The sequence below is a fragment of the Sulfurimonas gotlandica GD1 genome, from assembly GCF_000242915.1.
Lineage (GTDB): Bacteria > Campylobacterota > Campylobacteria > Campylobacterales > Sulfurimonadaceae > Sulfurimonas > Sulfurimonas gotlandica.
The window spans coordinates 760980-780838 of sequence record NZ_AFRZ01000001.1 but is presented as its reverse complement, the minus strand read 5'-3'; the positions used below and the strand labels follow the sequence as shown (position 1 = coordinate 780838).

The window sequence follows — 19859 nt, the reverse complement described above, 5'->3', positions numbered from 1 at the left end:
TTATGGCAACTGTAATCTCAAGCGATAGACTAACTAAACATAGTGTTGATAAGTATACTTTCAAAGTCTTACCTATGGGCACAGATAATGCACAAGAGACAGAGAAGCCCGTACTTACTAAAGATAATAACCCTGGTATTAGAGCAGCTGATATAGATTCAAGTGCCATGAGTCAAAACTCCAAAGATTCACTTATAGAATCACTGATGAAAAAAACAGATGAAATGTCATCAAACTTTATAAAATTACAGATGAAGCTAGAAGACATGAGTGAAGAGCATACGCATGAGTTAGAAAAAGTTAAGACAGAATCTTTTAACGAAGGGATAATAGCTGGTAAAGACCAGGCGGCAAAAGGTGAAGTAACAAGCATGAATAATGCTATCGTACAACTATCTGCATCTATATCAACTTTAGACAATTGTGCTGCTGACTATGAAAGAGCTTTAGAAGGTATTAAAAGTGAGCTTATTAGTGCAGCACTTGATATCTCTAAAGAAGTTATAAAGATTGAGTTAAATGAGAGTTCGACTGCAATAGCTGAAGTCTTATCAAAAGAGTTAATAAAAGAATTACAGAGTGCATCAAAAATAACACTAAAAGTAAATCCAAGAAACCATGGAGATATATCTCAAAAGCTTGGTTCACTAAAGCATGTCGAGATTATTTCAGACAGTGCTGTTAGTGAAGGTGGTGTTATAGCTATAAGCGATGCTGGAAATATAGACGCTCAGATTTCGAAAAGATTTGAGAGAGTTAAAAGAGCGGCCTTAAGTGAATAAAAAATAATGAATATAAAACAAAAAAGTATAAAAGAACTTGAGGTTCTTTGCCAAGAAATAAGAGAAGAAATCTTAAGAGTTGTTAGTAAAAATGGCGGACACTTAAGTTCAACACTAGGTGCAACTGAAATAATAGTAGCAATGCATAAGGTATTTGACTCTAAAAAAGATCCCTTTATCTTTGATGTGTCACATCAGTCCTATGCACACAAACTTCTAACAGATAGATGGGAAGAATTTGACACACTGCGTCAATTTGGAGGAACATGCGGTTATACAAAACCAAGTGAATCAGAGCATGATTATTTTGTTGCTGGACATAGTTCTACATCTATATCTTTAGGAGTAGGTGCTGCAAAAGCAATAGCTCTAAAGGGAGAACAAAATAGCCGAATCCCAGTTATTATGATTGGTGATGGTTCTATGACTGCAGGCATGGTTTATGAAGCTATGAATGAGTTAGGGGATAGAAAATACCCGATGATTATCATTTTAAATGATAATGAGATGAGTATCGCTAAACCAATCGGTGCACTAAGTAGAATGCTTAGCTCTGCAATGGCTTCTCCATTTTATCAAAAATTTAAAAAACATACGGAAAACTTCGTAGATAATTTTGGTGAAGGTGCTCACTATATCGCAAAAAGAATGGAAGAAAGTCTGAAGCTTATTACTCCTGGTATGCTGTTTGAAGAGATGGGAATAAACTACATCGGTCCAGTTGATGGACATAATTTAACTCAGTTAATTGATATTATGCAAACAGCAAGAAAACTTAATCAGCCTGTAATTATACATGCTCAAACTCTTAAGGGCAAGGGTTATGATATTGCAGAGGGTAAAGAGGAAAAGTGGCACGGTGTAGGTCCATTTAATCTTAGCAATGGGCATAGTTCAAAAAAATCTTCTACTAAAAGTGCCACTCAAATATATACAGAAGCTTTAATGCATCTGGCAAAAAATGATGAAAAGATTGTTGGTGCAACAGCGGCTATGCCAAGTGGAACAGGTCTCAGCGAACTTATGGAAGCATATCCTACAAGATTTTGGGATGTAGCTATAGCAGAGCAACATGCTGTTACATCAATGTCAGCTCTAGCAAAAGAGGGCTTTAAACCATTCTGCACAATCTACTCAACATTTTTGCAACGTGGTTATGATCAAATTATTCATGACACATGTTTAATGGATCTTCCTGTAGTCTTTGCACTTGATCGTGCAGGGATAGTTGGAGAAGATGGGGAGACTCACCAAGGTGTATTTGATATCAGTTTTTTAAGAGCTATACCAAACATGACACTTTTTGCTCCAAGAGATGAGAAATCATTTCATCAAGCTCTTGGGTTTGCCGCAGAATATCAGCATCCGTGTTCTTTGAGATATCCAAGAGGTTCTTTTACTGAAACAGACCTTCCCGAGTCAGTTGCCTTTGAACTGGCTAAATCTCAACTACTTCGCTCAAATGAGGGTAACATACTTTTCATAGGTTATGGAAACGGTGTTGGACGTGCATATGAGACAGCTGAAATACTGAATGTAAAAGTAAGCATATTGGATCTTAGATTTGTAAAACCATTGGACACTGAGATGCTTCGCGATATGGCTTCTAAACATAAAAAATGGTTTGTATTTAGCGACAGTTCTAAAATGGGTGGAGTCGGTTCTGCTATCTTAGAGTTCTTAGCTCACGAGAAGATCTTAGATGTGGCAGTAGAGAGTTTTGAATATGAAGATGAGTTTATAACTCATGGAAACACAAAACTTGTAGAAGAGTCTTTAGGACTTCTTCCTGCACAGTTAGCTAAGAAAGTAGAAGCACTCTCTTAGCTAGCAGATATATTTTACTCCCCAATATCTTCATTCCATAACTCTGGAGATGCTTTAATAAAAGATTCCATTAGATTACAGCACTCTTTATTATCAACAACTTTAACTTCTATACCTCTTGACTTTACATACTCTTCAGGGCCTTTAAAAGTTTTATTTTCTCCAATAATGACTCTTTTGATTCCATACAAAAGTATGGCACCGCTGCACATGTCACATGGAGATAGAGTAGAATATATAGTTGCCCTTTTATAATCAATTGCTTTAAGTCGACCTGCATTTTCTAAACAGTCCATCTCTGCATGTAAAATAGCGCTGGAATTTTGAACACGTCTATTATGACCTCGTCCTACAATTTTGCCGTCAATTACAAGAACTGAACCAATTGGAATTCCGCCTTCAGACAAACCTTTTTTTGCTTCTTTGATAGCTTCTTCTAAAAATATATCCATTATTTATCCTTCGAATTATTCATCATCAAAACTCCACAAAATCTTCCTGTAGTCCCATCAGCTCTGTAAGAAAAATATTTATCATGTTTGCAACATGTGCACTCATCTGATACTTCAATGTTTACTTCTTTTATAGCAGATGTAAGTAGTTGAGTTTTTAAGATTTTACTAACATCGAGATAAAAACTATTATCTCTTTTTTCTATTGCATAATCTAGTTTCAGTTTTTTAGCTTCTTCATAAATTTCACCCCCAACTTCATAACAACAAACACCAATACTGGCACCAATTGTTACAGATATATTTTGTGCATGAGAGTCATAGATATTAGTAAAGGTGTTGATAACATTTTGAACTATATTTTTAAATGCACCTTGTCTTCCAGCATGTGCAACTGCAATAACCTCTTTTTCCTCATCATAAAAGAGGATAGGACTACAGTCTGCGATCATAACCATAAGAGGGGTGTTTTTTCTATCTGTTATGAGAGCATCACAAGTTGGTGGATTATCAAAATTATCTTTAGGGCCAACAGTGTGGACTATATTAGAATGAACTTGCTTCATGTGAACAAGTGTTCTTCTGTCATACTCTATCTCGTTTGCTAACTTTTCATGGTTCGAGAGTACGTCTTGAGGATTGTCTTGTACATGAAAAGCAAGATTCAGAGAGTTGTATGGAGTTTTGCTTACTCCTCCATCCTTAGTAGTAAATGCATGAGTTAAGTTTGGGAAATTATTTAATATAGTACTTTGATAAATTTTCATATAATGATTATAACAAAATTTAAAGGCTTAATTTGAGTAATCTTAGTATGTATCCAGTGACGCTTAATGGAAACGATATACAAAATAAGCGTCAAGAAATAAGAGACTATTTTCATAACACATTTAGTCTATTTGAAAAAGTGTTTGAACTACTTAAAAATGATGATGTATTTTATAGAAAGTCAGAAATAACTCGCCATCCAATGATATTTTATTTTGGACATACGGCAACTTTTTTTGTAAATAAACTAATTAGTATGAAAGTAATAAACGAAAGAGTAGACGCAAATTTTGAGTCTGTTTTTGCTGTCGGCGTTGATGAAATGTCATGGGATGATGTTGATTCTAAAAACTACTCTTGGCCTAAAGTTGATGAGGTTAGAGAGTATCGAACTAAAGTTAGAGGGCTTGTCGATGAGCTAATAATAACACTGCCTTTAAATCTTCCAATTTCACAAGAGTCTGATATGTGGGTTATTCTTATGGGGATAGAGCATGAGAGAATCCATATAGAGACATCATTAGTACTTCATACTCAGATGCCACTGGAGTTTATTAAAGAAGTGGATGAATTTAAAGCCTGCTCTCATAGCTCTGCTGCACCTAAAAACGAGATGTTAAGTATAAAAGCTCAACATATAGAACTTGGCAAAGAGAAGACCCATCATCTTTATGGTTGGGATAACGAATATGGCACTTATGAAGAAGATGTAAAAGAGTTTAAAACTTCAAAGTATCTTGTTAGTAATAGCGAGTATATGGAGTTTGTCAAAGATGGTGGCTACGAAACAGAAGAGTTTTGGGACGATGAAGGAAGAGAGTTTTTAAAAGATTCTAAAGCTGCATATCCGACTTTTTGGGTTTTAGAAAATGGAGATTATAGGTACAGAACTATTTCTAAATTAATAGAGATGCCACTTGATTGGCCCGTAGATGTCAATGCTCTTGAAGCAGAGGCTTTTTGTAGATACAAGAGTCAAAAAGATGGTGTGATTTATTCTCTTCCTAGTGAAGCAGAGTATAGAGCAATATATAATCAATCAGGATTACAAGATTTGCCAGATTTTCATGAGAGCAGAGCAAACTTGAACTTCTATCACTATGCAAGTTCTTGTCCTGTAAATGAGTTTAGCTTTAACGGCATCTATGATGTAGTTGGAAATGTTTGGCAGTGGAGTCGTACTCCGATAAGAGGCTTTGAAGGCTTTGAAATTCATCCGGCTTATGATGACTTTTCCGTTCCAACTTTTGATGATAAACATGCTCTAATACTTGGTTCATCATGGGCGAGTAGCGGAAACTTAATCATGAAACACTCTCGTTATGCTTTTAGAAAACATTTTCCTCAATTCGCCGGATTTAGATATGTTATCTCTGAAAATTCTAATGATGAAGAAATAGATATTTATGAGAGTGATGATCTGGTATCTCAGTATTGTGAGTTTCAGTATGGTGATACTCACTTTGGAGTAAGTAACTTTGCTATTGAGTGTGCAAAGATAGCCTCAAAGTTTGCAACTAAAAAAGGCAAAGCCTTAGACCTCGGTTGTGCGACAGGACGTGCTACGTATGAACTTGCGAAAGATTTTGATGAGGTTGAAGGAATCGACTTTTCTGTTCGTTTTGTACAAGTTGGAGCAAATTTAAAAGACAATGGTTTTGTAGCATTTACCTCAAAAGAAGAGGGTGATTTAGTAGTAAACAAAAAAGTTACTATAGAAGAGTTAGGGTATGAGAACCTAAGAGATAAAGTCTCTTTTTGGCAAGGAGATGCTTGTAATCTAAAGCCAAATTTTAACTCTTACGATCTGATAATTGCGACAAATCTGATAGACAGACTTTACAACCCCAGACTATTTTTAGACACAGTCGATGAGAGATTAAATGAAGATGGAGTTCTTATCTTAACTTCACCATATACATGGCAAGAGAGCTCAACTCAAAAAGAGTTATGGCTTGGCGGATATGTAGATTCAAACGGTGTTGAAGTTAAAACTCTTGATAGTCTTAAAAATGTTATGAGTGATAAGTTTGAACTCTTGCATGTTCAAGATTTAGATTTTGTTATAAAAGAGACCGCAAGAAAATATCAGCATACGATATCACAAGTTAGTATTTGGAAAAAACGTTGAAATATAACTTCACAGAGTCTGCTTGCAGAAAAGATACAAATGCAGAGAAATACACTTTAAGAGAATCATTATTTGGAACAAATGACGTGATGCCTGTCTGGGTAGCAGATATGGATATAGACACGCCTCCTTTCGTCATAGAAGCTGTTAAAAAAAGGTTAGAACACTCTATAGTCGGTTATGAAGAGTTTCCTACAACTGCATTTAAAGCTCAGATTGAGTGGATGAAAAATGAGCATGGTATAGAGTTTGAGTTGGAAGATATGATATATTCTCACTCTGTTGTTGCATCTATGGGTTTAGTTATAAATGCTTTTAGTGAGGAAGGAGATAAGGTAATAGTTCAAACACCTGTTTACCCTCCATTTTTTCATAGTGTTATTGAAAATAATAGAGAACTATTAAAGAACCCTCTAAAACAAAATATAGATGGAAAATATGTTTTTGACATAGAAGACTTGAAATCAAAAATAGATGATAAAACAAAACTTCTGCTTCTTTGCTCACCGCATAATCCAGTTGGAAGAGTCTGGAAAAGAGAAGAGCTTGAAGAGATTTTAGAAATCTGTTTAGAACACAATATTGTAGTCTTTAGTGATGAGATACATTCTGATTTGGTCTACGCTCCAAACAAGCACATTCCTTTTGCATCTCTTTCACAAGAAGCAAGAGGTATAACTGTCACAGCTATAGGAGTCGGAAAGACTTTTAATATGGCCGGTTTTGCAATGAGCAGTGTTGCAATAACTAATAAAGAGTTAAAAGAAAAGTTTTTAAAGTCTTACAAACGTGTTCATTTTGCACAAGGTTCAGCTCTAAGTCATGTGGCTTTTGAGGCTGCATATAGCCAAGGAAAAGAGTGGCTAGAAGATTTAAAAGAGCATTTGTTGAATAACTATACTATGTTGTTAGAACTGTGTGAGAAATATAGTGATCAGATTAAAGTGACACCTATAGAAGCTACGTATTTGGCTTGGTTGGATTGTAGAGGTATGGGACTCAATAATCGAGCCCTTAGAAGCTTTTTTATAAAAGAAGCGAAGCTCGGTTTGAATGCAGGTCTTAGCTTTGGTAGAGAGGGTGATGGCTTTATGAGACTGAATTTTGCAGTCTCTACTACAAAAATGTTAGAAGTGATTAAGCGATTAGACAAAGCACTTTCGCTAAAATATCGCAAATAATTATAATACTAGGAAATACATTGGCAGCATTTGATTGGGATGAGTACAAAGAGTTTAAAAAATTCAGCGGTAAAGAAGACAAGCTTCAGGTAGCTATCGATTTTGTAAAAAGTTATTACAATATGAGCGGCCCTAGAGAGATATATAATATGTTAGCGGAAGATGATATCGGTCAGCTTTTGTTAAACAAAAGAGATATAACAGATGCAGAAGGCTTAGAAGACTTTATGTTTCAGTCTTGAGTCATGAAGAGTGATTTAGAAAAAATCGTAAACTTTATAAAACAGCACCATGTGATGAGTCTTGCCACTTCGGCTGAGTTAGAACTTAGTGTCTGCAACCTCTTTTATGCATTTGATGAAAAAGAGGTTTCTTTTGTCGTTGCAAGCAGTGATGAGACAACTCACATACAAAATATTATAAAAAATCCAAATGTAGCCGGAAGTGTTGTTTTAGAGACGAAAACGGTTGGTAAGATTCAGGGTTTGCAGTTTAGGGGAACTTTTTCTATATTAGAGGATGAGGCTCTTAAAAAGCTTTATTTTAAAACATTTCCATATGCTCTTGCTATGATGCCAAAGCTATGGAAGATAAAAATAAATTACTTTAAAATGACAGATAATAATCTTGGATTTGGGAAGAAGATTATTTTACAGGAGCCTTTTCTTTAAACAGAGAACAATCCATACCACTACTTTGAAAAACTACAAGAGATGGAATCTGAGGTGCTTTAAAGCCATAAGCTCTGCATCCATGAGGCTGATTCTTTTCCCATGTTACAAAATAAAATTGGCATCTTCTACAGTTAATTCTTTTCATAAATCTCTCTCTTTAAGTAGGGAATTCTAGCATATTAGATAAAATAAACGAATTAAATTACATAAAGAGATATACCTATGGATAAAATTTTACTTATGCTACAACTTCAAGCACAACTTAACGATGCTACAAATGGAGATAACTGGACCAAGGGTGTTACTAAGAATGGAAAAGAGATTAACTGGAAAAGATGCATCTATATGGAATGCGCTGAGATGGTTGATAGTTTTTCATGGAAACACTGGAAAAGTATAAATCAAGAACCTGATTGGGATAACTTACAGATTGAAGTTGTAGATGTATGGCATTTTATAATGAGTTTAGCTATTGAAAATTATTCACAAACTCTAAGAGGCCAAATAGAAGACTTAGCTATAAATATATCAAGCATGAACAGTTTTTCAAATATAGATAAAAAAAGTGAATTATTTGCATCTCAAAAGGATATCATTGCCAATGTTGAAAATATTATGCTTGCATCTCTTTCCAAAGATGAATTGGATTTAGATGCTTTAATATCAGATTTCTTTGATTTAGTTATTATGAGTGGTCTTGATCTAGAGACTCTTTATCGTCTATATGTTGGCAAAAATATTTTAAATCAGTTTCGTCAAGATAATGGCTATAAAGATGGTTCTTACATTAAAGTATGGGATGGTACAGAAGACAATGTTATTATGAAGCACATCTGGGAAGAAAATGGTGATATTCAGCCAGATGTTCTTTATAAAGAACTAACTAAACTATATTTAGCGCTTACAAAGAGTTGATTATTGAATCAGATATTAGAAGTTAAAAATTTATCTTTTGGGTATAAAAAAGATTTTTTACTTTTTAATGATCTTTCAATCAGTTTAAAAAAAGGTGAGATTAAAGCTATAGTTGGAGCTAGTGGAGCTGGAAAGAGTACGCTCTTTGAGTTGATACTAAAAAACTTAAAACCACTTAGCGGGACTATAGAGTGCGAGAAAGCTTCTGAAGTTTTCCAAGATCCATATAGCTCTTTTCATCCAAGTTACTCACTACTAAATCAGATAGAGGATGTGGCTAATACAGATGAGATTCACGCTTACTTAAAAAGTCTGAATCTTGATTATGAACTTCTGCTAAAACTGCCACATGAACTATCAGGAGGGCAGCTACAGCGTGCTTCAATCCTACGAGCTATGCTTATGAAACCGGATGTTTTACTTCTAGATGAACCTACATCAGCACTAGACAACGTTATACAGTTGGAAGTTATGAATATGCTTATGAATTCTCTTGATGAGATGGGAATGCTTCTTATTACACATGACTTAGAGCTTGCAAAGTGGTGTGCAGATGAGATTATTATGTTATAACTATGTTACGCACTAAAGCTACGAAAAATTTATTTTTCGAGATTTACTATGTAATTATTTTAAAAAAAACTTAGCGATATAAAATCCACCGCCAGCCATGAATATGGTACCAAAAGCATTCAGTGAAATATTTGCCATTGCTAAAAATATATGACCGCCCTCTAAGAGTAAGAAACTTTCAATAGCAAATGTTGAGTAAGTTGTAAGTGCACCTAAAATACCAGTAGATAGAAATGATTTTGCATGAAGTGAAAAAATAGTTGTATACATAAAATAAGCTACTAATATCCCCATTATAAAGCTACCTATTAGGTTTACACCAAGAGTTCCAAATGGAAGATCATGAGGCACTCTATGCGATATTAGGCCGTTAAAGTAAGCTCTTAAAACTGCTCCTATAAAACCGCCACTACCTATTGCTAGTATTGTTTGCCAACTCATCATCATATACCTTTTGCATCTTAACTCTTAAATCGTTTAACCAATCTTTGTCGCTTCTATCAGCTACAAAAGAGTCCATATAAATTACTTTTATTCGACCTGGTTTATAGTAAAACTCTTTAACATTATAGTACTTGGCAGTTTGTATTAAAACAATAGGCTGTACATGAAGTTTAAACTTGTCTGCGACCATTTTGGCACCAGATTTAAATGGTAGCATCTTACCTTTTGAAGAGCGAGTACCTTCTGGAAACATCGTGATAATTCTATCTTTATCAAGTCTGTTTTTTGCATCTTTAAGAAGTTTAAGAAGTGAAGTTTTACTCTCTCTCTCGACAGCTATATCCTCAGGAAGCCTTAGTGCTAATCCAAAGAAAGGTATTGCAAAGAGCTCTTTTTTCGCAACCCAAGTTAAATCTTTTTTAGTAATTGTTTCCATAATCGCAATGTCTAAATCACTCTGATGATTTAGCAAAAACATTTGAGCTTTTGGATCTTCTTTACCTTTTATATCTACTGAAAAAAAGGTTGTAAGTCTAATAATCCAAGCTGATATTTTTCTTGAATATGGTCTTGGAACAAGATAATATAGCACTATCATTAGTGTTAAAGAAGAAAAAATTACTATTGTTGCAAAAAGCCAACTAATACGCGCAAATATCTTCATTTTTTACCCAACCTATTTTTTCATTTTTTAGTTTTACTTTCACAAACTCTTTCACACTTCCCTCTTTTTGTAAGTGATAAACACTGTTAGTTCTTTCAAATATTGTTCCATTATTAACTGGAAGTAGATAGATATTTGAGCCGACTTTTATACAAACTTCCTTAGATGGTATCCCAAGATATGCTATGTAAGCCAATGGAATAATTATAAATATTAAGTATATATACTTTCTTCTCAATAGTATAAATATAAAAGCCACAAGAGCTACTGCACCCGCAATAGTCATTTTGAGCCTCTCTCGAGATTGATCTATTGGTTTAAGATCAGTCTGAGTTGTAACACTGTCATCAATTACTATGATTGGAATATCTAGACGTAAAAATTTGTTTTTTTCTAAGTTAAAGTATGTGAATGTGAAGTTTTGTATTTCTTTATTTATAACTGCATAATAAACTATTTTAGAGTCAAAATGAGATTCAGTTATTGATTCTACACCTTGTTTATAAACATTTTGAAGATTAAATGCACTTATGTCACAGTTTGTTGCAGTTGCTGCAAAAACTACAATATTGTGCTGGTCATCGTAAGAAGAAGTCTTATATTCCAATAGTTCAAAAGAGTTTGCTACTATATTTGAGAAATTCTTTTTAGGATTTAGTGTTACTACATTTAGACTTTTACCAACTAAAGTAGTATCTTTGTGCATCGTGTTGTTATAGTCATGTAAAGTTGCAGTAAAATCAGGTAGCATAGCACTGCTGGAAGTTGTTAAAAAGTAAAAAGTATCATGGTAGTATTTAGAATCTTCTACTCTATATGGAATCTCATTTAAAACTTTTAGACCCTGATGGTTTTTAAGTTCGTAAGTGATATCTATAAAGCTTTGTATGGTTGAAAGAGTCTTAATAGTTACTGGAAATATTTCCCCTTTTATAACTCTATCTGGAGTTTTTTCAAAATTAAGATATAAAACTTTTTGTGAGTTTGCTGCAGAAATTATTTGATTTGTTTTAGGTGAGTCATAAGTCACATTCTTATCATTAATGATAGTAGTTTCGTTTGAGCTTAGAGTTGTTAAAAATAACAACCCTAAAAGAAGTAGACGAATCACGCTTCTAAAAATCCTTGAAGCATTTTAACGCCATCATCACTTCCAAGAAGTAGTTCCATTGCACGTTCAGGGTGAGGCATAAGACCAAATACATTTTTTTCTTTGTTACATACTCCTGCAATTGAATCAACACTACCGTTAGGGTTTAGTATCTCACCGTTAGCATCTGTATATTTCAGAAGAATTTGATTGTTCTCTTCTAACTCTTTTAATCCATCAGCATCTATGAAATAATTTCCATCGTGATGAGCGATAGGAATATTCACAACATCGTTGTTGCTTAGTTTTTCTAGGAATACATTATCGTTATTTATAACTTTGAGGTGGTGATGCTTAGATAAGAAGTGAAGACTTTCATTTCTCTTTAGAGCACCTGGCAGTAATCCAGCTTCAGTCAATACTTGGAAACCGTTGCAGATGCCAAGAACTTTCCCACCATTGCTTGCATAAGCTTCTACTGCTTTCATGACAGGAGAAAATCTAGCAATAGCACCACTTCTTAAGTAGTCACCATAAGAGAAACCGCCAGCAACTACTAAAAGGTCAGTATCACTTGGAATTGACTTAGATTTATGCCAAACTATTTCTGTTGTAGCGCCTAAGTCTTCAAAAGCATGTTGCGTGTCATATTCACAGTTAGTTCCTGGGAATTGAAGGATAGATACTTTCATTAAACTAGCTCTATCTCGTAATCTTCAATTACAGTGTTAGCTAAAAGCTCTTCACACATTTTAGTTACATCAGCCATAGCTGTTGTTTTATCTTCTGTATCTAGCTCTAATATGATTTGTTTACCGACGCGAACATTACTAACACCACTGAAGTGAAGAGAATCAAGAGCATGGTGCACAGCTTTACCTTGAGAATCTAAAACACCCGCTTTTAGAGATACATTTACTATTGCTTTTATCATTACTATTTTCCTAATATTCTATTTAATACTTGCTCGTAAGCTACTGTTAATCCACCCAGACCTTGACGAAATCTATCTTTATCCATCTTTTCGCCACTCTCTACATCCCAAAAACGACAATTATCAGGAGAAATCTCATCTATTAGGATGATATTTCCACTGCTATCTTTTCCAAACTCTAATTTAAAGTCAACAAGATTAAGACCTTTTTCAAAAAAGTAAGGACGTAGAATATCATTAATCTGTCTTGCCATTCTACGAAGCTTGTCTAGCTCATCTTGGTAGTCAACTAAGCCTAATATTAGTGCATGCTGGTCATTTAATTTAGGATCGCCTAAAGCATCATCTTTATAATCAAATTCAACTAGAGTAAAAGGAAGAACTTTACCATCTTCAATACCAAGGTTACGGCTTAAGCTGCCAGTTGCAATATTACGAACGATAACTTCGATTAAAATTACATCAACTTTTTTGTGAAGCATGTGATTATCATCTAACATCTCAACAAAGTGAGTTTGTATTCCGTTTGCTTCTAAAAGTTTAAATAGCTCAGTAGAGATTTTATTATTTAGTGCGCCTTTACCTGCTTCACTTGATTTTTTCTCACCATTAAATGCTGTTAAATCATCTTTAAACTCTGAGATTACAAGGTTCTCATCATCAGTCAAAAATAGTTTTTTAGCTTTGCCTTCGTACAGTAGTGCTCTTTTTTCCATTCTAGTCTTTATCCTTTTACGATTATTAATGCTTTTATGATATCAACTGATTCTTTTAGTTGAATATCTTTATATAATTGTTCTTGCGTAATTATATCTTTTTTACTCTTATCTTCTTCAGCTTTTTTAGACTTTTTATCTTTATCTTTAGCATCACCGTTAGCTTTATCTAACTCTTCTTCTAGATGCTTCTTAAGATCAGCCTCTTTTATTGAAAATCCATCCTCTTGTTTCTTTACTTCTCCAGGCTGAACTTCAATATCAGGTTTAACACCTACAGCTTGAATTGTTCTTCCGCTTGGAAGGTAGTATCTAGCAATAGTAAGTTTGATAGCCTCTTTTTGCGTAATAGGAAGGACGACTTGAACACTGCCTTTGCCAAAAGTATTTTCACCTAGAATTACACCACGTTTGTGATCTTGAAGAGCTCCACTTACAATCTCAGAAGCAGATGCACTTCCGCCGTTAACTAAAACCACTAGAGGTACATTTGTAACTGTATTGCTTTTTTTAGCACTGTATACTTGATCATCAGATTTATTGCGACCTTTTTGAGAAACTATCTGACCTTCATCTACAAACAGATCCACAAGTCCAACAGCTTGATCTAACAAACCTCCAGGATTATTTCTTAAATCAAGAACAATTCCCTTTATCATTGCTTTCTTTTTATTGATAGCCTTCATTACATCTTCAACAACTTTTTTATCAAAGCTAGTTACACGGACATATAAAATATCTTTGCCAATAGTCTTTGCATAAACAGACTCAATTGTTATAACACCTCTAACGATGCTAATAGGAAGTGGCTTAGCTTCTCCCTTACGAACAATTGTAATTTCAATAGGATCACCAACTTTTCCTCTCATTATTGCTACTGCTTCATCTATCGTCATATTAAGAGTTGATTTTTCATTGATTTTCAGGATAATATCGCCTGACTTTAGACCAGCTTTATCAGCAGGAGTTCCTTCAATTGGAGCAATAACTGTAAGTGCACCATCTCTGATGCCAACAGTAATTCCAAGTCCGCCAAACTCACCATCAGTCTGAACTTTTAGTTTTTTATAATCTTTTTGAGTAAGAAAATTGGAGTGAGCATCAAGATTTCCCATCATGCCTTGAAGAGCTTTGTCCATTAGTTCTTCAATAGTTATGTCATCTACATTGTATTGTTCAACAATGCTAATAACCTTTGTGAACTTTGCAAGAGCTTCTAATCTAGAAGCCTCTTTTTCTGTGTTCTCTGTAGCTTTTGCAAAAAGATTTGCAGAAAAAAGGATAGATATTGCGATTGTAACAGAAGCAAAACCTAGAGTTATATATTTTTTATTTTTCATATTTATTCCTATTATATTTAAAGAGAGATATTATAGTAAAAAGCTGTTTAAATAACAAATGAAAGAAAGCAAATATTTTTTGAAGCTAGAGATAAGAAAATATTATTAAGTTTGTATTCATAAAATAATCTAATATATTAAATTAATATACGAGTGTAAATATGACGTTACAATTTAAGTACTTTAAAAGTAATACGGAGGAAAAAATGGAATCATTACCAATATTAATCATAGCGGGTGTTGTTTTATCACTGAGTGCTTTTTTGTTTTTTGAAAGTTTAGCGATTAAGGCAAAAAAGCAGAGTATTGCAAATGGGGAAGTAGTTGTAAAAGATTGTGATTTAGGCGAGAGCTTTATAAGATACGACACATCAAAAAATGTGGCTTACTTTTTTGCTTCTAGTTATGTGATATCACTAGCAGTAGCTATTGCTGGGTATAGCCCTGAATATGGTCTTGTTGAAGCATTGTTATATATATTTTTAACAACATTTATAGGTTCTTCGATTATTTTTGTATTGAAGTTTAAAAGAAGTTTGCTAATTACGGTTTTTGCAACATTCTTATATGGAGTACCTCATATTGGGGCTTCATGCCTCGCATTTTTAACAAGATATTTATTCTCATAAATAAATTCACATTTGATTATCCTGATTTAAATCGGGGTAATCAATAACTACATATCTTTCATTATTTCTAGATTGACTTATGATAATACCATTTTTATATTATTTCTATATAATACAAAAATTATTTAATCTAAGGTATATAAAATGAGCACAATTAAAGAATATTTAACAGCAGATCATGCTAGATGCGATGACTTTTTTGCAATGATGGAAGATAAAGCAAACACATCTTTGGCAGATGCAAAAGAAGCTTATGAAGAGTTTGCACAGGCAACAGAAAGACACTTCCAAATGGAAGAGAGAGTTATGTTTGCAGAGTTTGAAACAAAGACTGGTATGACAGAAGGTCCAACAGCAATGATGAGACACGAACATGTTCAAATGAGAAGTCTTGTTAAACAGATGGGTGAAGCTTTAGAAGCCAACAATAAAGACAAATTTTTTGGACTCTCAGAGACTCTTATGATTTTAATGCAGCAGCATAATATGAAAGAAGAGCAGATGCTTTACACTATGGCTCAGCAGCACTTAAGTGCCGAATCACCAAGAATTGTGGATATGATGGAGTCTATGATTGTTGAGTAATATTTTGAGAGTAAACTATGGAACTTAATGGTTTATCGATTGATCAAGCTCCGCCAATATCAGCGCCTCTTAGGTTTTATCTAACTGCACCAATATTTGCAATAATAGCTGGTTTTTTAATCCTATTCAGCGATGCTAGCATCTTGATGAGCAGATATTCGCTCGACTCAATTGTAATAACTCACGCATTAACAATTGGCTTTTTAGGCTTTATAATGCTTGGATCACTTACTCAGATGCTACCTGTTTTAGCAGGTGTTAGAATTCCTAAAGTTGATTTAGTTACAAAAATTTCATATATATTTTTAGTTATCGGTACAGCTTTTATGTTATTTGGGCTAATGCATGATGTCGCATTATCTAACACAGTAGCTTTAATCTTATTAAGTATTGGCTTTACTATGATAATAGTGGTTATAGCCATGGCAGTAGTAAAAGTACAAAATTTTAATCCAACAGTAAAAGCGATGAGTGTAAGTCTTGTATTTGCATCTTTTACGGTATTAATGGGGCTATTTCTACTATACACGTATATAGACATTGATTTTGCACCTTATAGAAATATGGTTGCTAATGTTCACAGTGTATGGGGCGTCTTTGGCTTTGGAGGCATCTTGATTATAGGTGTTACATTCCAAGTTCTTCCAATGTTTTATGTAGCACCTAGATTTAAGCAGTTTTGTAAAAAAAGAGTAGTACTGCTTATTAGTGTAGGTTTAGTGATATGGTTATATGCGAATGTTTATGAAGAATCTTACGCGATTATCGGCAAGGCGTGGATAGCACTTTTCTTCTGGGCATTTGCTACAACAATGTGGAGAAAGCTAAGTGCCCGACGTCGTCCTATTAGTGATGTTACTGTGTGGTATTGGAGAGTCTCGAGTATATCTTTAACACTTGGATCTTTTCTTTGGATTTTTGACGAATATTTTAAAAATGAATATATAGTTATGGTTGCTATTCTGCTAGGTGGTGGATTTATACTCTCTATTATGATTGGTATGCTTTACAAAATAATTCCGTTTCTTGTTTGGTTTCATTTAAATGCTATGGGTTATATGACTATTCCAACGATGAATGAGATGATAAACAAAAATTTAGCAAGAGCGCAGTTTGTTTTATTTATAGCATCTCTGATTGGTTTTATTTTTGCATTTTATATTCCAATATTACTCAGCATCTCTGCGGTTAGTTTTATTGTTAGTATGGTAATTTTACAATATAATGTTATTGCGCCAGTTTTAATATATAGAAAAATTAAAAAAACTAAACCTGATTTTGACATGAGCGCATTTGCTACAGTTTAACGTTACTTAAGGATTTTGATGAAAAATATCATATTAATAGGATTTATGGGAGTTGGTAAGGGCAGCGTTGCTCGTGAAGTAATCAAGCACTCTGATTATATTGCCATAGATACTGATGACTTGATCGAGAGTATGGAAAACAAAAAAGTTAAAGAAATATTTGAAGAAGATGGCGAAGCATATTTTAGAAAGCTTGAGTTAAATGTTGCACGATGGCTTGAATCAAGTGTGAAAAATACTTTGATATCAACAGGTGGTGGTTTTTATAAGCAGAAAAGTCTTAAAAAAATTGGCACAGTTGTTCTTCTTGATTCACCATTTGATGCAATAATTAAGAGAATAAAGACTCACCCAAATGCAGCGAGAAAAATTAAAAAAAGACCACTTTTAAATGATTTGGAAAAAGCAAAAGAGCTTTATAAAGAGCGTCGTCCAGAATATTTGGCTCTTGCTGATATAGTTATAGATGTTACAAAAAAAAGTGCACTTGAGTGCTCGAAAGAACTTTTAAAAAAGGTAAAAAAATATGCGTAAAATTTTAATATACTTAACACTACTTGTTGCTACTACAATAATGGCATCTGAAGTCAAATGGGCTAAAGACTATAATACCGGCATAATAGAAGCTGCTAGGTTTAGCAAACCGGTACTTTTTATCTCATCAAGACATACATGTAAATTTTGTGTGATTTTAGATAATGGTACGTTGAAAGATAAAAGAGTTGTAGAAGCTCTAAACAGAGATTATGTATCAATTATCGCATACAGTGATGAGAATGATTACATGCCAAGAGAGCTCTATCAGCCAGGTACACCGGCAATATGGTTTTTACTACCAAGCGGAGAACCTATGTTTCAGCCTATAATGGGTGCTATAGATGCAGAAAACTTTTTAAAAGCATTAGCAGTAGTTAAAGAAGAGTTTGACAGCTTTACTAAAACGGGAAAATAATAATGATATTTACTGATACGAAAAATCCAGATTTCGCTGAGAGCTTTAATGAGCTCTTACAGAGAGGAAAAATGGATATAGCACATGTAAGTGCTATTGTGGCAAATATAATAAATGAGATAAAAACTGATAAAAATAGTGCTCTAAAGCAACATATTTCAAAGTTTGACAATTGGACACCTTCTTGCGATGAAGATCTAAAGATTTCTACAGAGTCTATGAGTAAAGCATATGACAATATAGATTCAAAACTAAAGGCTGCTTTGCACTTGGCATATGATAGAATAAAAGTTTATCATGAGAAGCAAAAACCAAAATCTTGGTTTGACACAGAAGAGAATGGAACTATCTTAGGTCAAAAAGTAACCGCTGTTGATAGTGCAGGACTTTACATCCCTGGTGGGAAGGCGGCTTATCCATCTTCACTTTTAATGAATGTTATCCCTGCTCAAGTTGCAGGAGTGGAAAAAATTGTAGTGTGTACTCCAACGCCAGATAACGAGCCAAATGAGCTTTTACTTGCCGCATGTCATCTTTGTGGTGTAAGTGAAGTCTATAAGGTTGGTGGTGCCAGCGCAATCGCTGCTATGGCTTATGGAACACAAACTATCCCTAAGGTTGATGTAATTACAGGACCTGGAAATATATTTGTTGCAACTGCAAAAAAGATGGTGTTTGGTGATGTGAATATCGATATGATCGCAGGGCCAAGTGAGATAGGTATTTTAGCTGATGATAGTGCAAATGCCAACCATTTAGCTGTTGATATGTTATCTCAAGCTGAACATGATGAGATGGCAAGTTCTATCTTAATCACTCCATCTCAGAAGCTTGCAGATGAGGTGAGAGTAGAGATCGAAAATTGGCTTATTAAACTTCCACGTGAAGAGATTGCTAGAAAATCTATAGAAGAACGTGGAGCTATTATAGTAACATCGGATATGGATGAGGCTATAAAGCTTATGAATGATATTGCTCCTGAGCATTTAGAAGTTGCAACTGACAATGCTTTTGAGCTTTTGCCAATGATTAAACATGCCGGTGCAATCTTTTTAGGTCATAATACTCCTGAAGCAATCGGCGACTATGTGGCTGGGCCAAACCATACTCTGCCAACAGGCGGTACGGCTAAATTTTACTCTCCACTTGGAGTTGAAAACTTTATGAAAAAAACTTCAATCATCTCTTTTTCTCATAAGGCTATAAATGAAATAGGCGAAGCTTGTGCACTTATAGCAAATACTGAAGGACTAACTGCTCATGAGCAATCAGTTCGTGTAAGAATGAGTAAGTAATTTTATTTCATAAGTAAAAACTATATAATAAAGTGTAGAATACCCTTATTAAATTTAAAATAAGGGTTTCACAAATGTTACATCCATCAGCAGCTCATTTCGCTATCTCACTCCCAATTATCTCTTTAATACTAGGTTTGGCTTATTTATATAAACCAACTGAACTTATGTCTAAAGTTTCTTCACGTTTTATGGTTTTTGCAGCAATATTTATTATAATCGCATTCTTTACGGGAAAGCATGATGGCGGAGAAGTATATATGCTGATTTCTGGAGAAGGACAAGCCTTACTAAAACAGCATAAGCAGCTTGGACTCTACTTAGCAATAGCTATGGGTATAGCAGCGGTTATTAAGTTCTATGGTTGTCAAAAGCAAGTTTTTAAAGCAGAGCTTTTTTCAATAATTTTAGTAGCTATTATTGCTGGTGGAGTTTTATTTCAAGGCAAAATGGGTGGTGAGCTAACTTATACTTATGGTGCTCATGTAAAAGATCATTCTGATGGTATGGACTGTTTAGCCGACCCTGAAGAGTTCATAAAAGAATAGAAAGAGTAAGAAAAGAATAAGAATCAATAATATGATTTGACTTTGTATTTTC

At 34.1% G+C, this 19859-nt stretch carries 25 protein-coding genes; 15 read left to right on the top strand and 10 right to left on the bottom strand.

All coding sequences use genetic code 11. The features are described 5' to 3' along the window. The first annotated feature begins 2 nt into the window (after window positions 1–2). Complete coding sequence (fliH, locus tag SMGD1_RS03680) at window positions 3–782, top strand: flagellar assembly protein FliH (RefSeq protein ID WP_008339161.1); 780 nt, start codon at window positions 3–5, stop codon at window positions 780–782. A 6-nt stretch (window positions 783–788) separates the two neighbouring features. Continuing rightward, window positions 789–2609, top strand: a complete 1821-nt coding sequence (dxs, locus tag SMGD1_RS03675) for a 1-deoxy-D-xylulose-5-phosphate synthase (protein ID WP_008339023.1) — start codon at window positions 789–791, stop codon at window positions 2607–2609. Window positions 2610–2623: 14 nt separating this feature from the next. Here dxs and SMGD1_RS03670 read toward each other — a convergent pair whose 3' ends face one another. Both SMGD1_RS03670 and pgeF read right to left on the bottom strand, forming a co-directional pair. After that, complete coding sequence (locus SMGD1_RS03670; protein ID WP_008338984.1) at window positions 2624–3061, bottom strand: nucleoside deaminase; 438 nt, start codon at window positions 3059–3061, stop codon at window positions 2624–2626. Then, entirely contained in the window at window positions 3061–3828 is a 768-nt protein-coding gene (gene pgeF / locus SMGD1_RS03665; RefSeq protein ID WP_008339069.1) for a peptidoglycan editing factor PgeF, read from the bottom strand. Before pgeF ends, SMGD1_RS03670 begins: the two co-directional genes overlap by 1 nt. Before the next feature lie 32 nt (window positions 3829–3860). Here pgeF and ovoA point away from each other — a divergent pair, with 32 nt between their 5' ends. Genes ovoA through SMGD1_RS03645 form a run of 4 tightly spaced genes read left to right on the top strand, consistent with a single transcriptional unit; the run spans window position 3861 to window position 7812 of the window. Continuing rightward, window positions 3861–5960 carry a 5-histidylcysteine sulfoxide synthase gene (ovoA, locus tag SMGD1_RS03660; protein ID WP_008339092.1) on the top strand — a complete coding sequence of 700 codons (2100 nt, stop codon included), beginning with the start codon at window positions 3861–3863 and terminating at the stop codon, window positions 5958–5960. Beyond that, the gene (locus SMGD1_RS03655) at window positions 5957–7141 is read left to right on the top strand and encodes a PatB family C-S lyase (RefSeq protein ID WP_008338716.1); all 1185 of its coding nucleotides are present in this window, start codon (window positions 5957–5959) and stop codon (window positions 7139–7141) included. The genes ovoA and SMGD1_RS03655 overlap by 4 nt, the downstream gene beginning before the upstream one ends. 20 nt (window positions 7142–7161) lie before the next feature. Continuing rightward, window positions 7162–7383: a hypothetical protein gene (locus SMGD1_RS03650; RefSeq protein WP_008339028.1), complete on the top strand. Its 222-nt coding sequence runs from the start codon at window positions 7162–7164 to the stop codon at window positions 7381–7383. 3 nt (window positions 7384–7386) lie between these two features. Next, window positions 7387–7812 carry a pyridoxamine 5'-phosphate oxidase family protein gene (locus SMGD1_RS03645; RefSeq protein WP_008339109.1) on the top strand — a complete coding sequence of 142 codons (426 nt, stop codon included), beginning with the start codon at window positions 7387–7389 and terminating at the stop codon, window positions 7810–7812. Here SMGD1_RS03645 and SMGD1_RS03640 read toward each other — a convergent pair. Then, entirely contained in the window at window positions 7787–7960 is a 174-nt protein-coding gene (locus SMGD1_RS03640; protein ID WP_008340671.1) for a hypothetical protein, read from the bottom strand. The two genes, SMGD1_RS03645 and SMGD1_RS03640, sit on opposite strands and share 26 nt — an antisense overlap. 77 nt (window positions 7961–8037) lie before the next feature. On the opposite strand from SMGD1_RS03640, the gene SMGD1_RS03635 reads away from it, so the two are divergent. Next, the gene (locus SMGD1_RS03635; RefSeq protein ID WP_008339149.1) at window positions 8038–8730 is read left to right on the top strand and encodes a dUTP diphosphatase; all 693 of its coding nucleotides are present in this window, start codon (window positions 8038–8040) and stop codon (window positions 8728–8730) included. A 3-nt stretch (window positions 8731–8733) separates the two neighbouring features. Continuing rightward, window positions 8734–9303 carry an ATP-binding cassette domain-containing protein gene (locus SMGD1_RS03630; RefSeq protein ID WP_008339085.1) on the top strand — a complete coding sequence of 190 codons (570 nt, stop codon included), beginning with the start codon at window positions 8734–8736 and terminating at the stop codon, window positions 9301–9303. A 54-nt stretch (window positions 9304–9357) separates the two neighbouring features. Here the strand turns inward: SMGD1_RS03630 and crcB are convergent, their stop codons facing one another. The 7 genes from crcB to SMGD1_RS03595 are packed head-to-tail and all read right to left on the bottom strand — an operon-like array spanning window position 9358 to window position 14506. Continuing rightward, window positions 9358–9744 (bottom strand): fluoride efflux transporter CrcB, encoded by a 387-nt coding sequence (crcB, locus tag SMGD1_RS03625; RefSeq protein WP_008338872.1) that lies wholly within the window; start codon window positions 9742–9744, stop codon window positions 9358–9360. Beyond that, window positions 9713–10411, bottom strand: a complete 699-nt coding sequence (locus SMGD1_RS03620) for a lysophospholipid acyltransferase family protein (protein ID WP_008338962.1) — start codon at window positions 10409–10411, stop codon at window positions 9713–9715. The genes crcB and SMGD1_RS03620 overlap by 32 nt, the downstream gene beginning before the upstream one ends. Continuing rightward, complete coding sequence (locus SMGD1_RS03615; protein ID WP_008338847.1) at window positions 10389–11522, bottom strand: hypothetical protein; 1134 nt, start codon at window positions 11520–11522, stop codon at window positions 10389–10391. Before SMGD1_RS03615 ends, SMGD1_RS03620 begins: the two co-directional genes overlap by 23 nt. After that, window positions 11519–12193, bottom strand: a complete 675-nt coding sequence (purQ, locus tag SMGD1_RS03610; RefSeq protein WP_008338823.1) for a phosphoribosylformylglycinamidine synthase subunit PurQ — start codon at window positions 12191–12193, stop codon at window positions 11519–11521. Before purQ ends, SMGD1_RS03615 begins: the two co-directional genes overlap by 4 nt. Next, window positions 12193–12432, bottom strand: coding sequence for a phosphoribosylformylglycinamidine synthase subunit PurS (gene purS, locus SMGD1_RS03605; protein WP_171801013.1), 240 nt, complete (start codon window positions 12430–12432; stop codon window positions 12193–12195). The genes purQ and purS overlap by 1 nt, the downstream gene beginning before the upstream one ends. Window positions 12433–12437: 5 nt before the next feature. Then, entirely contained in the window at window positions 12438–13151 is a 714-nt protein-coding gene (gene purC, locus SMGD1_RS03600; protein WP_008338734.1) for a phosphoribosylaminoimidazolesuccinocarboxamide synthase, read from the bottom strand. Window positions 13152–13159: 8 nt separating this feature from the next. Then, window positions 13160–14506: a S41 family peptidase gene (locus tag SMGD1_RS03595; RefSeq protein WP_241761506.1), complete on the bottom strand. Its 1347-nt coding sequence runs from the start codon at window positions 14504–14506 to the stop codon at window positions 13160–13162. 191 nt (window positions 14507–14697) lie between these two features. Here SMGD1_RS03595 and SMGD1_RS03590 point away from each other — a divergent pair, with 191 nt between their 5' ends. From SMGD1_RS03590 to SMGD1_RS03560, 7 genes are all read left to right on the top strand, one after another. Next, window positions 14698–15120: a hypothetical protein gene (locus SMGD1_RS03590; RefSeq protein ID WP_008338995.1), complete on the top strand. Its 423-nt coding sequence runs from the start codon at window positions 14698–14700 to the stop codon at window positions 15118–15120. Between the two features lie 144 nt (window positions 15121–15264). Further along, the gene (locus SMGD1_RS03585; RefSeq protein ID WP_008339067.1) at window positions 15265–15705 is read left to right on the top strand and encodes a hemerythrin domain-containing protein; all 441 of its coding nucleotides are present in this window, start codon (window positions 15265–15267) and stop codon (window positions 15703–15705) included. Between the two features lie 17 nt (window positions 15706–15722). Beyond that, window positions 15723–17012, top strand: coding sequence for a hypothetical protein (locus SMGD1_RS03580; protein ID WP_008339146.1), 1290 nt, complete (start codon window positions 15723–15725; stop codon window positions 17010–17012). An 18-nt stretch (window positions 17013–17030) separates the two neighbouring features. Beyond that, window positions 17031–17546 (top strand): shikimate kinase, encoded by a 516-nt coding sequence (locus SMGD1_RS03575; RefSeq protein ID WP_008338784.1) that lies wholly within the window; start codon window positions 17031–17033, stop codon window positions 17544–17546. Then, on the top strand, window positions 17539–17964 hold the full coding sequence (locus tag SMGD1_RS03570; protein ID WP_008338820.1) for a thioredoxin fold domain-containing protein: 426 nt from the start codon (window positions 17539–17541) through the stop codon (window positions 17962–17964). The genes SMGD1_RS03575 and SMGD1_RS03570 overlap by 8 nt, the downstream gene beginning before the upstream one ends. 2 nt (window positions 17965–17966) lie before the next feature. Continuing rightward, window positions 17967–19259 (top strand): histidinol dehydrogenase, encoded by a 1293-nt coding sequence (hisD, locus tag SMGD1_RS03565; protein WP_008340662.1) that lies wholly within the window; start codon window positions 17967–17969, stop codon window positions 19257–19259. 74 nt (window positions 19260–19333) lie between these two features. After that, a complete protein-coding gene (locus SMGD1_RS03560; protein ID WP_008339165.1) occupies window positions 19334–19807 on the top strand; it encodes a DUF2231 domain-containing protein in 474 nt (157 codons plus the stop codon). The last annotated feature ends 52 nt before the right edge of the window (window positions 19808–19859 follow it).